14 protein-coding genes are annotated in these 13,983 nt (G+C 39.0%); all 14 read left to right on the top strand.

The features are described 5' to 3' along the window. Positions 1–141: 141 nt before the first annotated feature. Entirely contained in the window at positions 142–1,596 is a 1,455-nt protein-coding gene (locus tag JNUCC74_RS17755) for a DASS family sodium-coupled anion symporter (protein ID WP_454066332.1), read from the top strand. Positions 1,597–1,927: 331 nt separating this feature from the next. Further along, the gene (locus tag JNUCC74_RS17750) at positions 1,928–2,653 is read left to right on the top strand and encodes a GntR family transcriptional regulator (protein ID WP_454066331.1); all 726 of its coding nucleotides are present in this window, start codon (positions 1,928–1,930) and stop codon (positions 2,651–2,653) included. Between the two features lie 538 nt (positions 2,654–3,191). Then, positions 3,192–3,614, top strand: a complete 423-nt coding sequence (phnG, locus tag JNUCC74_RS17745; protein ID WP_454066330.1) for a phosphonate C-P lyase system protein PhnG — start codon at positions 3,192–3,194, stop codon at positions 3,612–3,614. A gap of 25 nt (positions 3,615–3,639) precedes the next feature. Beyond that, positions 3,640–4,239 carry a phosphonate C-P lyase system protein PhnH gene (gene phnH / locus JNUCC74_RS17740; protein WP_454066329.1) on the top strand — a complete coding sequence of 200 codons (600 nt, stop codon included), beginning with the start codon at positions 3,640–3,642 and terminating at the stop codon, positions 4,237–4,239. After that, on the top strand, positions 4,240–5,355 hold the full coding sequence (locus JNUCC74_RS17735) for a carbon-phosphorus lyase complex subunit PhnI (protein WP_454066328.1): 1,116 nt from the start codon (positions 4,240–4,242) through the stop codon (positions 5,353–5,355). Further along, the gene (locus JNUCC74_RS17730; RefSeq protein WP_454066327.1) at positions 5,348–6,211 is read left to right on the top strand and encodes an alpha-D-ribose 1-methylphosphonate 5-phosphate C-P-lyase PhnJ; all 864 of its coding nucleotides are present in this window, start codon (positions 5,348–5,350) and stop codon (positions 6,209–6,211) included. Before JNUCC74_RS17735 ends, JNUCC74_RS17730 begins: the two co-directional genes overlap by 8 nt. Continuing rightward, on the top strand, positions 6,204–7,043 hold the full coding sequence (locus JNUCC74_RS17725; protein ID WP_454066326.1) for an ATP-binding cassette domain-containing protein: 840 nt from the start codon (positions 6,204–6,206) through the stop codon (positions 7,041–7,043). The genes JNUCC74_RS17730 and JNUCC74_RS17725 overlap by 8 nt, the downstream gene beginning before the upstream one ends. A 13-nt stretch (positions 7,044–7,056) precedes the next feature. After that, complete coding sequence (phnM, locus tag JNUCC74_RS17720) at positions 7,057–8,241, top strand: phosphonate metabolism protein PhnM (protein ID WP_454066325.1); 1,185 nt, start codon at positions 7,057–7,059, stop codon at positions 8,239–8,241. Positions 8,242–8,258: 17 nt separating this feature from the next. Then, a complete protein-coding gene (gene phnL, locus JNUCC74_RS17715) occupies positions 8,259–8,981 on the top strand; it encodes a phosphonate C-P lyase system protein PhnL (protein WP_077318714.1) in 723 nt (240 codons plus the stop codon). Further along, positions 8,971–9,783 carry a PHP domain-containing protein gene (locus JNUCC74_RS17710; protein ID WP_454066324.1) on the top strand — a complete coding sequence of 271 codons (813 nt, stop codon included), beginning with the start codon at positions 8,971–8,973 and terminating at the stop codon, positions 9,781–9,783. The genes phnL and JNUCC74_RS17710 overlap by 11 nt, the downstream gene beginning before the upstream one ends. A gap of 404 nt (positions 9,784–10,187) precedes the next feature. Continuing rightward, on the top strand, positions 10,188–11,225 hold the full coding sequence (locus tag JNUCC74_RS17705) for a PhnD/SsuA/transferrin family substrate-binding protein (protein ID WP_077318712.1): 1,038 nt from the start codon (positions 10,188–10,190) through the stop codon (positions 11,223–11,225). A 317-nt stretch (positions 11,226–11,542) separates the two neighbouring features. Beyond that, entirely contained in the window at positions 11,543–12,307 is a 765-nt protein-coding gene (gene phnC / locus JNUCC74_RS17700) for a phosphonate ABC transporter ATP-binding protein (protein ID WP_077318711.1), read from the top strand. Positions 12,308–12,320: 13 nt separating this feature from the next. Continuing rightward, the gene (locus JNUCC74_RS17695) at positions 12,321–13,106 is read left to right on the top strand and encodes a PhnE/PtxC family ABC transporter permease (RefSeq protein ID WP_454066323.1); all 786 of its coding nucleotides are present in this window, start codon (positions 12,321–12,323) and stop codon (positions 13,104–13,106) included. Further along, positions 13,106–13,963 carry an ABC transporter permease subunit gene (locus tag JNUCC74_RS17690; protein ID WP_454066322.1) on the top strand — a complete coding sequence of 286 codons (858 nt, stop codon included), beginning with the start codon at positions 13,106–13,108 and terminating at the stop codon, positions 13,961–13,963. Before JNUCC74_RS17695 ends, JNUCC74_RS17690 begins: the two co-directional genes overlap by 1 nt. Positions 13,964–13,983: the final 20 nt, after the last annotated feature.

Below are 13,983 nucleotides of genomic sequence, written 5' to 3'. Positions count from 1 at the left end.
CTTTTTGCTTATTAAAATATCTATGTAGGTTAAAATTTGAACACATTGTGAATTATGTAACTAAGTAACGTATTATGCGATTATTGTTAACGATTTCAAGGGGAATATTGCCTTATAATGAAGATGAAGGGACAGGTTTTTATGAAAAATAAAAATTTAATTGGCATTATTTTAGCTTTTCTTGCATTATTCATTATTTTAATGTTACCAAACCCTGACTCACTTCCAATTGTTGGGCAAAGAGTGCTAGCTGTATTAGCATTTGCTGTTATCTTATGGGTAACTGAAGCAGTGCCTTATCCTGTTAGTGCATTGATGATTATTAGTTGGTTAGCGATTTTAGTTGGATTATCGCCAACGATTGACGATCCCTCCACGGTGTATGGAACAAAAGAAGCTTTAGGAATGGCAATTGCCGGATTTAGTTCTACAGCAGTGGGGCTTGTAGCAGGCGCTCTATTTTTAGCAGCTGCCATGGAAATAACCGGATTACACAAGCGAATTGCTTTATTTATCATGTCAAAAATCGGTACAAAGCCAAGCCGATTAGTAATAGGAACGATTGTGGTCAGCTTTGTACTTGCTTTATTTGTACCCAGTGCAACTGCACGTGCAGGTACGATCATTCCTATACTATTAGGCATTGTTGCGGCATTTGGGTTAACGAACACGAGTAAATTAGCAGCTTTATTAATCATTACTGCTGTTCAGTCGATTTCCATTTGGAATGTTGGAATTAAAACGGCTGCGGCGCAAAATATGGTAGCGTTAGGGTTTATCCATTCGAAATTTGGGATTGATGTTGCTTGGGGAAAATGGTTTTTATACGCTGCTCCATGGTCGATTCTCATGTCGATCCTATTGTTTTTTGTAATGACTAAGCTGATTAAGCCAGAACAAACCAACTTATCTGAAGGAAATAGTATTCAAACACAGTTAAAAGCTTTGGGAAAAATGAAGTCTAGTGAATGGCGATTGATCATTATTTCGATTGGTTTACTTCTTTTATGGTCAACAGAAGGATTTCTTCATCCATTAGATTCAACGACGGTTACAATTATAGCAGTTGCGATTACGCTTTTGCCAAAAGTTGGTATTTTTACTTGGAAAGAAGTACAAGCTAAGATTCCTTGGGGAACACTTGTTGTGTTTGCTACCGGTATTTCACTTGGTATGGTGTTATTAAGCACAGAAGCTGCTACCTGGCTATCTTCGAATACGTTTGAGGCAATGGGGTTAGCTGGAATGTCTGTTATTGCTTTAGTTGCTATTTTAGCATTATTTAATATTGTTATCCATTTAGGTTTTTCCAGTGCGACCAGCTTAGCATCAGCATTAATACCAATTGTTATCGCTCTAGTAACAGCAATGGAGCCGACGTCATTTAATGGACCAGGACTGGTACTGATTATGCAATTTGTCATTAGTTTTGGGTTTTTACTTCCGGTCAATGCACCACAAAATATGCTCGCATACGGAACGGGAACATTTACAACAAAGCAATTGCTGAAATCGGGAATACCAATTACTGCTTTAGGCTATATTTTAATCATTATTTTCAGTGCGACGTATTGGCAATGGGTCGGCTTATTATAAAGGGAAACTTCAATTAGGGAGGTTCTTATCGCTCACGGTTTGAAGTAGAACAAAGGCTAGAATCTCGGGCGTCTTTAAAAAAAGCGTTCTTCTTTTCAATGTCAAGAAGTGCTATGATAGCGATACATCGCAGTTTTTCAAGATCAAGGAAAGCACGGAAGCGATACATCCCTATTTTTTCAAGGAGAGAAGCACCTCTTGAAGGAAGTGTCATCTCGTCAGGAGTTCTCCAGTTGATACGCGCTAAGCGAGCGCTTCTAGCTTTTCTTCTTTTAGTAAGCTTTGGTAAAGCGGAACAAGAATTTACTAAATTGCAAAGGGGGAAATGAACATGTCTGAAAGTAAGGAGACGCAGATCATTGATGATATAATGGAGCAAATTATTACGAAAATGATAAAGCCCGGGGAGAAGCTGCCTTCTGAAAACAGACTGGCAAATGAATATAAAGTACCGCGGATGACTGCTCGTAAGGCTCTTGCAACGTTAGAGGCGCGTGGATATATTTATTCTATCCACGGAAAAGGACGATTTTTAAAAAAAACATCAAAGCCAATCCAATTACACCTGACGGGAAATAAAAGTTTTACCGACAAAATGATTCAAGCGGGTTATCATTTAACGACGAGAAATATGTATTGCAGTAAAATTAAATATGATCAAAAGACTTATGAAACCCTTCAAGCTGATGAAACAGCTTCTATTTATAAAATTGGCAGGCTGCGGATCATTGATGATGAACCAATTGCGATTCATCAAAGTTTTGTGGATCAAGCTAACTTTCCAAATATTGCGCAGGAAGGCTCGGAAATTATATCTATGTTTGCCTATTATCGAAAGCTTGGGTATAGCCAATTTAGAAGTAAGAAATCTTATTTAAGTGTAACTTACCCTACGTCTTATGAACAACAACTACTATCGTGCAACAGTATGGTTCCGCTCATTGTTGTAGAAAGCGATTGTATCGATGTGAAAACCGGAAAGGTATTAGAATATACAAAAATTTTATACCGAAGTGATAAATTTAAATATGATATATCAGTAGAAGAAAGCCAGTAAGGAGATCTAGCCTCATCCTTACTGGCTTTTATGTTTGTCTAGGAAACGATATCCGTTTTTACATGGTGGATAGTTTTTTTGAAAGTAGCTTCGTCTAGCTTGTGCACTAGAACGAACTAATGAACTTCTATTTTATTCCTACAGGATAAGAAGGACTACGCCAACGATACATCGCGGTTTTTCAAGGACAAGGAAGACTTCTTGATTAAGTATCGCACAAAAGCCTCTTTCTTTTTTCAGAACAAGGAAAGCTACAGCAGCGATACATCGCACGCAAAAAAATCGTTCTTCTTAGTCAAGGAGAAAAGCCTGTTTGAATGAAGTTTCATTTTATCGCTTCACTTCAGAAGCTCTGTCGTTTGTACGCCGCTAACCTAGCGTTTTAAGCTTTTGTTCTACCTCTATCAGTGGGGAGGAAGAAAAAACACTACTAAATGAAGTTTCACTTTATTAAGTAAATTTACAAATACTTTACGATTTCTTAAAACACAGCAACTTGGCAACAAGTTACGATGGAATTGTAAAGGAGGATGTATGAATGAAGAGAAGGAGAAGAACGGAGATTCTTGTTCAAGGGAATGCTGATTTGGCTGAAAAATTAGCAAGTCAAATTAAGCAGGCATACACCTACAAGGTAATCGTTAAGCCACATTATGGATTAACCATGGTGAAAATGCGGGAGAGTGCAAAAAAATCGTTATTCTATATTGGTGAAGTACTAGTAACGGAAGCAAAAGTGGAGATAAATGAACAAATTGGAATTGGCATCGTTCAAGGGATGGAAGATGAGTTGGCAATGAACTTAGCGATTATTGATGCTGCCTATAATGCTAATTTACCAGAAACACAGATGTGGACGAATCTATTAGTCGGAGCAGAAGCAGAAATAAATCGTAAAAAAATCAAGCGACAGGCAGAGTTGTTAGAGACAAAGGTCAACTTTGAAACGATGGAAGTGTAAGAATATGAAGTGAAAGAGGGATAATATGGCAATTGATCAAGTTCATGACTTGCAACAAGTATATCGAAAAATATTAAACAGCATTTCACGTCCAGGTGTCATAGCTAATTTACACGACCAAGCAAGCGGGATAGATTATCAACTGCCTTGTTATGATGCGACATTATTAACGACCATGATGCTATTTGATGGAGAGGTAACCTTCCATGTTATTTCTGAACATAAACGGTCGATACAAGAAAAGATTTCCGCCTACACGTTAGCAACATATGCACCGTTACATGAGGCAGATTACATTATTGTGCTGGAGGATGCCAAAGAGTCATCCATTATTCAAGCATTGGATCAGTGTAAAAAAGGAAACTTAATCAATCCGCAAGATTCTTCTACGCTGATATTGGAAAGTGAGACAGCCCTTTCCAATGAAGTACAGCTTTTATTAACCGGACCAGGTATTTCTTATCAAAATCATTTGCAAACAAGTTTTACAAAAAGTGTCTGGCTAGCTCGTAATGAGTGTATAAAAGAATACCCGTTAGGTGTAGATGTGGTGTTGACGGATGCAAAGCTGCAAGTTGCTTGTATTCCAAGAACAACGAAGATTGCATTGCTGGAGGTGGAATAAATGGGATATGTAGCTGTTAAAGGCGGAACGAATGCAATTGAAGCGTCCATTCAACGACTAACTTATGAGCGCTTGAAAGAAAAAGAAATAATTGAAGTTAATACCATTATGGCTACGATGCGTGCACTTGTTGATCAAGTGATGTCAGAAAGCAGCTTATATTCACCGTTCCTTGCTGCTTTAGCTATTAAACAAGCAGAAGGCAGTATGGAAGAAGCTGTTTTTATCATGCGGGCACATCGTTCGACCTTACCCAGATTGTATTATAGCAAGACAGTCGAATCAGAATCTATGTTTGTAGAAAGACGTATTTCGGCAAGCTTTAAAGACATACCCGGAGGACAGATTTTAGGTGCTACGACAGATTATACGCATCGTTTGCTTAATTTTAATTTGGCAAAGGAAAATGGGGAAGCTAATGAAGCTTGGCTAAAACAATATCAGAATAAGTTAAAAGAGATAGATCGAGAGACGGATAAAGTTATCTACTATCCAAAAGTAGTGGACTATCTACGAAAAGAAGGATTATTTGGAGACGATGATGAGAATAATACGGAGCCAATGGATATCACGAAGGAGAGTCTTTCTTTTCCAGCCTCTCGAAGTGCTCGATTACAAACCTTAACCCGTGGCGAGACAGGTGCAGTTACCGCTCTCGGCTATGCCTCCTTACGCGGTTATGGTCAAGTACATCCAACTGTTGGCGAAGTTCGGGTAGGCAAGCTGCCAATCTATGTCAGCCATCCAACTAAATTAGAACCAACGGAAGATGACTCTTACTTTATTGGTGAGATTAGAGTATCGGAAGTGGAGTCCTTTGTACCTATTACTGTAAAAAATGAACAAAATGAACCAGAACTGGATTTTGAGATTGGCTATGGAGTGTGTTATGGGCAAAACGAAACAAAGGCAATTGCGATGAGTATTTTAGATCAATGCTTAGAACACCCGGAAGCGGACTTTCCAACTCATGATGAAGAGTTTGTACTATTACATATCGATTCCGTGGAAGCAACAGGGTTTATTTCGCATTTAAAACTCCCACATTATGTGACTTTCCAATCAAAGTTGGATAGTGTCCGTGAGATAAAAAGAAAGGGAGAGAGTCATGAATAATACGACACATTTTGCATTTTTCGATGAGGGATCAAAGAAGGAGATTCGTCGTGCTACATTGAAGGCTGTTGCTATTCCAGGCTATCAAGTACCATTTGCGTCTCGAGAGATGCCAATTGCTAGAGGTTGGGGGACAGGTGGTTTACAACTTACCTTATCTTTAATTGGTAGAGAGGATACGTTAAAGGTAATTGACCAAGGAGCGGATGAATCGGTCAACGCTGTGAATATAAAAAAACTCGTTCAACAAACAACTGGTATTGAATTAACTGAGCATACCGAAGCTGCTACTCTCATTCAATCCAGACATCGTATTCCAGAGGTGCCACTAACAGAAGAGCAAATTCTAGTATTACAAGTCCCTACCCCGGAGCCTTTACGTGAAGTGGAAAAAAGGGAGTATGTAACGAAACGGCTGCATGCTGAGGAAGAATATAGCGGGGCATGGCTCTTGTTATTTGAGCAGATTATGAAATATGGAAAAACGGCAACCGGTGCGGATCATCCGGTTTATGTTAATCATCGGCATGTCATGGCTCCGAGCCCCATTCCTCGATTTGATAATCCGAAAATGAATGCATCAAAAGCACTGATTTTGTTAGGAGCAGGAAGAGAAAAGAAAATCTATGCTGTTCCACCATATACGGATGTTACATCACTCGCATTTGAAGATTATCCATTTGCTGTGGAGACTTTTTCCGGACAGGCATGTCATTTATGTGGTGCGACAGATGTATTTCTTGATGAATTAGTCGATGAGGAAACAGGAAAAACATATTACCAATGCAACGATACGAGTTATTGTCTAACTCGATTAAACGATACAGAAGACCTGGAGGTACAGCATCATGCATGAAGAACCGATCTTACGTGTACGTCATTTAGAGAAACGTTTTGGCCCAGGTTGTCCCGTCTGTTTTCATAAAAAACGAAGAACATTAGAAAAAAATTATTGCACTCACTGCGGATCAGTCTATGCCTGTCAGGATATTTCATTTGACTTATTTCCGGGAGAGATTCTCGGCATCGTTGGAGAAAGTGGAAGTGGAAAATCTACGATGATGCAATGTCTTTATTTTGATGCAGAAGTAACATCTGGTGAGGCTTATATGGACCATGACGAATTGCTTGGTCAAAATGTGTTTACCTTATCATCACAGAAAAAACGGTATATCCGCAATCATAAGTATGGCATGGTGTATCAAAATCCTGTGAATGGATTAAAAATGAACTTTTCCTCAATCGGAAATATTGCTGAAAAACTGATTGCTGCTGGAAGTCGGCATGTAGGGTCTATGGAAGCAACGGGTCATTCATTATTAGAAAATGTACAAATTCCCCTGTTTCGTTCTAAAGAAGAGCCGCAAAACTTTTCCGGAGGCATGCAGCAACGTGTGCAAATCGCTAAAGCATTGTCGAATAACCCACCGATTCTCTTTTTAGATGAAGTGACGACGGGCTTGGATTTATCAGTTCAAGCAAACGTACTCGATTTAATTAAAGAGATTCAGAGGGAGTGGGGGATTAGCATGATTGTAGTTTCCCATGATTTGGCAGTGATTCGCATGTTAGCTGATCGAACGATCGTGATGTTAAACGGGGCTATTATTGAAGATGGATTAACGGATCAGATTTTGGAAGATCCTCAGCATGCGTATACGCAGCGATTAGTTTACTCGTTACTATAGGAGGGCGCCTATTGTGTATGTCATTCATAATGGAAAAGTAATTACCGAAGATGAGATTCTTGAAAATCATGCTGTTATCGTAGTCGGCGATATAATTGAAGCAATTATCCCAGAAGTAGAACTCAATCAATATAAAGCGGCAAAGCACATAAACGCCAATGGAGGCTATATATCACCGGGATTTATCGATATCCACTCTGATTATATTGAAACAATTGCCTCACCAAGACCGACCAGTATGATGGATTTTAATATTAGTTTACGAGAGGCGGAAAAAATCCTGATTGGTCATGGTATTACAACCATGTTCCATTCCTTATCATTTTATCGGGACGATGCTTTTGAGCATAAACCGATGCGTCTTCCAGAAAATGTCCAGCGCATGGTTGATGCGATTGCTAATACGCATTATGAGCTCCATTTAATTCGTCATCGATTACATGCTCGTTTTGAAATTGATAATATTTCAGAAGTAGATCAATTAATTAACAATATAGAAGCAGGAAAGGTTCACTTATTGTCGTTTATGGACCATACTCCCGGTCAAGGGCAATATCGTGATCTGGAAGTTTATCGGCAAACACTTCAAGGTTATCGTGATTTATCAGATGAGGCTGTACAGACCATTATTTTAGAACGGCAAAATGTGGAATTATTGACAATGGAACGAATGAGGGAAGTCGCGGAGTTAGCAATTTCTAAGGGGATTGCTGTAGCCTCTCACGATGATGATAATATCGAGAAGCTCCACCTCGTTAAATCGTTTGGAACGACAATTAGTGAATTTCCAATCACGCTGGAGGTAGCGAAAAAAGCACAAGATATTGGGCTACAAACTATTGCCGGAGCTCCTAATGTACTTCTCGGTGGTTCTCATTCTGGAAATCTATCCGCTGCTGAAGCCATTAAAGAAAATTGCATTGATATTTTATGCAGTGACTATTATCCGGCAGCATTATTACATGCTATTTTCGAGTTGAGTGAAACGCATGGAGAGAACTTACACGATATGTTTATGAAAGTAACGCTTAATCCAGCAAAAGCTGTTCGCATGGATCATGAAATAGGTTCTATCAAGCCGGGAAAAAAAGCAGACATCATTGTCATTGAACGAATGGATGATGGGTACCCAATGTTGACAGCGACAATGGTTGATGGTGCATTAATTACAACAACCAATTACCGGAAGAACGACTAAAGAGGAGGCTGAATCAGATGGTGATGCTGCAAATAAAAAATTTCGGCAAACGATTTACCATTCATCATTTAGGTAAAACAATGCAAGCAGTGGAGCATATTAATTTTTCACTAGAGCAAGGGGAGTTTGTTGGAATTGTTGGAAAAAGCGGCAGCGGGAAGTCGACGATCTTAAAAAGTATTTATCGAACCTATTTACCTGATACGGGAAATATTATTTATCATTCCAAACGGTATGGGTTAATTGATTTAGCATATGCAACCGAGCGTGAGATCCTTTATTTACGGAAGCATGAAATTGGCTATGTTTCACAATTTTTAAATGTCATGCCACGAACAACTTCAAGAGAGCTTGTCGAAAAAGCATTGTTAGAAATGGGGGAAACAGAAGAAGCGGCACAGAAAGAAGCAGAAAAGGCGTTACGTCATTTTGAACTAGATCGTAATCTGTGGGATACGTATCCGAATACATTTTCTGGGGGAGAGAAGTTGCGTTTAAATATTGCCATGGCAACAGTCAAAAAACCACGATTGCTTTTACTTGATGAGCCAACTGCCAGCCTTGATCAAGAATCGAAAGTAAAGGTACGAGAAATTATTGAAAAGTTAAAAGCCAGTGGCACAACCTTAGTAGGTATTTTTCATGATATTGAATTTATGGATGGGCTATGTGATCAAGTGTTTGATATGAAATTTAGTCAACTCCAACCTGTAAAAGAAGGTGTTATCCGTGAAGGCTGATCTTCATGTGCATAGTAACTATTCAGATGGGTCAGATGATGTGCAAACCGTGTTAAAAAAAGCACGTGAAAATGGTGTTACAGTGTTAAGCTTCGTCGATCATGACAGCACGAATGGATTAAGCGAAAAACAAGCTCTTGGCGCTGAATATGGAATAAAGATTATTCCAGGTATAGAAATTTCCGCTTACGATTTTAAGCGTAACAGAAAGGTGCATGTGCTCGGTTATCATTATGATTCTAATGCTAAACAAATGGAAGCACTTTGCCAGACCATTAGGCAGAGGCGCAACGACCATACTTTGTGGCAAATAGAGCAATTAAAGGCGTCTGGTTATGAAATAGACCGGCAGGCTGTCATTGATTCTGCATATCCAAGTAATACGATCTTTAAGCAGCATGTCATGCGGCAATTAACAAAAGCCCCATATCCATCAACAGCGTATCAACAACTGTATCAGCGCTTATTTAAAGGAAATGGTCCCGCCGCAGGGGATATAACATATGTCGATGCCTGTATAGCCGTTGAAGCAATTGTGGCCGATGGTGGGGTTGCGGTATTGGCTCATCCGGGGCAGCTCGATTCATACGATATTATTCCGGAACTGGTAGAAGCAGGCTTAGGGGGAATTGAAAGAAATCACCCTGATCATCCAGCTAATGACCACCAAAGAATTGAAAAAATAGCGGCTAACTATGACTTAATCATGACTGGAGGAACCGATTATCATGGTGAGTTTGGAAAACCGATAGAAATTGGCTCTATCTCCAGCCCACTTCCATTAGTAACCGAGAAGTACTAGTTATTCCACAGTTTAATTGAACAAATTTGGCGAAAGATCTTAGAAAAAGTTCCACTAGATCTTAGACAGAGTGCTGGAAGTCCTTTACTACTATATTGGTAACAGGAATTTTCGAAGGCGAACTGCACCAAACGTTCTACTTACAATAGAATTTTTTTCCCTTCATGCGTTGTACAGTTTTCACTATTGCTTTATTAACCAAATGTAAAGTTACTTAATTCCTAGTTAAAATAGTGTAAATATAATCTATCTTTGGAAAACGTATGTTTAAATAGTAGTGGATGAATAGCTTTCGCGGTAGAAGAAATGAGTTAAAGTCCCATGAATGAAATGGAATTCTTAGCTATTTTTGTCCAAAATGTCAATTCTGATAACAAAATAATCAAACGAGAAGGAGCGTTACGATGAGAAAAGCATTAGCTAGATTAGGTGTTTTACTTTTATTAGTCATATTTGCAGTTGGTTGTTCAGATGGAAATGCGACGAAAGGTAAAGCTGAAGTGGATGATGTAATTGATATTGTTTGGTATCCAAATGAATCTGGTGAAGATCTAAAATCATCCCGTGACGAGATTGGGAAAGTTATTTCTGAAGCTACTGGTAAAGAAGTAAAGCATCATTTAACGACAGATTATGCTATTGCGATCGAGACATTAGTGAATAATAATGCGGATCTTGCTTTCATGGGAGCGCAAGGATACATTGAAGCAAAAGGCAAAAACGATGCGATCCAGCCGATTGCTGTACCGACTGGACCATCCGGTACATTAGATGATGCAGTATATCATAGCTGGTTAGCAGTAAACGTAGATGATCAAGAAAATTATAAAGTCAATGGAGAATATTCCCTCGATACGATAGCTGATAAGAAATTTTCATTTGTATCAAATAGCTCAACATCCGGATTTAAAGTTCCTGCTGCTAGCATTCTCTCTTATTTTACGGAGAAAGATGAGTATAAAGATTTGACAGAGGAAGACCTCATGGAAGGTGGGCCGCTGTTTTCACAAGTGTTATTTGGCAACTCTCATCAAGGTTCAGCAGTCAATTTGTTATCCGGAAATGCAGATATAGCTGCATTTTGTGATACATGTGTAGAAAATTATGTTGACGTTGCAGAAGGTGAAGCGAATACGGTTGGCTCTGTGTATCAAGTAAAGGATAATGCGGAAGAACCATTTAATAAAGTAACTGGTAAAGAATTTACATTAATGAGCGTAACCCCAGTGCTGAATGCACCATTTGCAGCCAATATGGATGCTTTAGGTGAAGGTGATTATAAGAAAATACAAGAGGCACTTACTTCAGATGATGTCGCTAATAATGAAGGTATTTTTGTTCCAGAGGAATCCGGTGACAGTGCATTATTCTTTAAAACAGATAAGGAACGTTTTGCTCCGGTAGAAGATGACTGGTTTGATCCTATTCGTGAATTAGAGTAACTAAAAAATCTTTTATACTATAGGAAGTATAAAACTTTAGCCATAAAGACTTGGTGACAAGTCAAGTTTTTCTAAGAGGATGTCCTTAAAAAGAGAATGGTTCAAAAAGCACTTGGGTTTTCTCCGTACGTGAGATGGATAAAATTTTAGCGTTGAAGTTAAATCGATGCAGCTGAATTTAATAGCGAAGTGTAAGGACAATTAGGAAGTCCCCTGTGTATGGATCTTTTTGACCATTTTAAACTCCTTTTTTGAACACATGGTTATGGGGACATCCTCTATATTCAAACATTCAAACAATTGGGAGGGAGCCTACCATGACGTTATTACAAATCGCAGGGCTTAGTAAATCGTATGATTCAGAAACAAAAGTATTGAAGGATATTTCATTTCATGTGAATGCTGGAGAATTTGTTTCAATTATTGGGCCTTCTGGTGCTGGAAAGTCAACGCTCTTACGGTGTATTAATCGGTTAGTTTCGATTAGTGAGGGCGATATTATCTTTGACAATCAAAATGTTGCCAACCTAAAAAAGCGTGCTTTGCGGCAAGTAAGGACAAATATTGGCATGGTATTTCAGCATTATAATTTAGTACCACGTTTAACTGTAATTGAGAATGTACTGCATGGGCGATTCGGTTATAAATCCACCTTGCAAGGAATGCTGGGAAGATTTACGGAGGATGAAAAGGAACATGCCTTTTTCTTATTGCATAAATTGGGAATTGCAGAACATGCTTACAAGCGCTGTGACCAATTAAGTGGCGGACAGCAGCAGCGGGTAGGGATTGCTCGAGCACTAATTCAAGATCCAAAGCTTGTTTTATGTGATGAGCCAATTGCTTCCCTAGATCCTAATTCTTCAAAGATAATTATGGATCATTTAAAATCGATCACTTCGGAATTGGGTATTACCTGTTTAGTGAATTTGCATCAAGTTGAGGTAGCTCAAGCATACTCGGATCGCATTATTGGCTTGAACCAAGGGGAAATTGTCTTTGATGGACCAAATTTACAGCTGACAGAGGATTGGATTCATCGAATTTATGGAATACAAACGCGGGAACTAATTACAGTGTAAGGGGAATTCTACGGTGAATGAAAAAGTGATGCAAAAACGAAAATGGCAAATAACCATCCTGTTGTTGACAGTAATAGCTATTACGTATTTATCTGCGGTAATAACTGATTTTAATTTTATTCGCGGATTTGCTGCGTTTCCGCAAGCAATTGGCTGGATGTTTGGTAATTTGTTAATTACACAGGAGTCGTTAGAGAAGCTGCCAACTATTTTGGAGAAGCTGAGTGAGACCATTTTTATGTCCATTGCAGCAACAACGACAGCCGCTGTTGTTGCCGTTTTTCTCGGAATAATGGGGTCCAAAACAACTAGTATCAATGGTTTCCTTAGTACGTTAGCTCGATTTATTGCATCTATATCTAGAAACATCCCGGTGGTCGCATGGGCGTTGATTTTACTACTTTCCTTTGGTCAAAATTCAGTAACCGGTTATTTAGCTTTATTTGCTGGTACGGTAGGTTTTTTAACGAGGGCATTTATTGAATCCATTGATGAGGCAAGCTATAGCTCTGTTGAGGCGTTGACCGCTACAGGTGCCACGTATTTTCATATTGTGAATAAAGCGGTAATTCCGCAAAGCCTGCCACAAATGATCAGTTGGATATTATTTATGATTGAAACAAATATCCGTAGTGCAACCCTTGTCGGAATTTTGACTGGAACCGGTATCGGATATACGTTTGATATGTATTATAAATCGATGAATTATAATGCAGTTGCGCTTGTTACCTTCAGTATTGTCCTTGCAGTAATTTTAATTGAATTAATGTCAAACTATATACGGAAGGTGATTATGTAATGGAAACTGTCACAAATCCAGCATATATAAAGCGTAAAAAAGATGGTCGTATATCCATAAAAGCACATAGCAAGCACCAACTGATCCTGCGTATCACCATTATCTTATTAATAATCTTAACGATTGTTGGATTTTTATTTTTTGATTATACGGGTCTTGACTTAGGTACAGCGATAGCAGAGACAGCCTATAATTTACGGGTTATGTTTCTGGAGCCGGCACTGAATCACTTTACTTGGCAAGAAGCGATATATCAAGTTGGGGTGACACTAGGTCTAGCTGTTCTATCTACAGTAATAGGTGCAGTGATTGCACTATTTTTAGCATTATTGGCAGCAACTAACTTAACGAAGGAATGGCTGACAAAGATTGTTCGCGTTATGGTTGCATTTATTCGGGCGGTACCAACTGTGTTATGGGTGTTGATTTTTGCTATTGCTGCCGGACTTGGTAGTGAAGCAGCTGTGTTGGGGATGCTGTTTCATTCCATTGCCTATTTAGTAAAGGCTTTTTCCGAGGCATTCGAAGAGGTGGATAAAGGAATATTAGAAGCTTTACAAGCTACCGGTTCCAACTGGTGGCATGTGGTGACTCATGGGGTACTTCCTTCTACATGTACATATTTATTATCCTGGACCTTCTTGCGCTTTGAAATTAACTTCTCTGTAGCGGTTGCTATGGGGGCAGCCGCTGGCGCTGGCGGAATTGGGTTTGAATTATTTATGGCTTCCGGATTTTATTTTGATCTCAGTGAGGTTGGGCTTATTACGTATGCGATATTGCTTATTGCGATTATCCTTGAGATTTTATCAACAAGATTAAAAAATCGCTATTTCCCATCATCTGTACGCCATTAAAACCTTTTTTAACCGACGGG

The organism is Cerasibacillus sp. JNUCC 74, from assembly GCF_053667775.1.
Note: the sequence above shows the minus strand (reverse complement) of the source record. Positions and strands in the feature narration are given on the sequence as shown.

Excerpts from the sequence above, each read along its gene's own strand:
- JNUCC74_RS17755 (WP_454066332.1), top strand. The coding sequence starts at position 142 with ATGAAAAATAAAAATTTAATTGGCATTATTTTAGCTTTTCTTGCATTA.
- JNUCC74_RS17750 (WP_454066331.1), top strand. The coding sequence starts at position 1,928 with ATGTCTGAAAGTAAGGAGACGCAGATCATTGATGATATAATGGAGCAA.
- phnG (WP_454066330.1), top strand. The coding sequence starts at position 3,192 with ATGAAGAGAAGGAGAAGAACGGAGATTCTTGTTCAAGGGAATGCTGAT.
- phnH (WP_454066329.1), top strand. The coding sequence starts at position 3,640 with ATGGCAATTGATCAAGTTCATGACTTGCAACAAGTATATCGAAAAATA.
- JNUCC74_RS17735 (WP_454066328.1), top strand. The coding sequence starts at position 4,240 with ATGGGATATGTAGCTGTTAAAGGCGGAACGAATGCAATTGAAGCGTCC.
- JNUCC74_RS17730 (WP_454066327.1), top strand. The coding sequence starts at position 5,348 with ATGAATAATACGACACATTTTGCATTTTTCGATGAGGGATCAAAGAAG.
- JNUCC74_RS17725 (WP_454066326.1), top strand. The coding sequence starts at position 6,204 with ATGCATGAAGAACCGATCTTACGTGTACGTCATTTAGAGAAACGTTTT.
- phnL (WP_077318714.1), top strand. The coding sequence starts at position 8,259 with ATGGTGATGCTGCAAATAAAAAATTTCGGCAAACGATTTACCATTCAT.
- JNUCC74_RS17705 (WP_077318712.1), top strand. The coding sequence starts at position 10,188 with ATGAGAAAAGCATTAGCTAGATTAGGTGTTTTACTTTTATTAGTCATA.
- phnC (WP_077318711.1), top strand. The coding sequence starts at position 11,543 with ATGACGTTATTACAAATCGCAGGGCTTAGTAAATCGTATGATTCAGAA.
- JNUCC74_RS17690 (WP_454066322.1), top strand. The coding sequence starts at position 13,106 with ATGGAAACTGTCACAAATCCAGCATATATAAAGCGTAAAAAAGATGGT.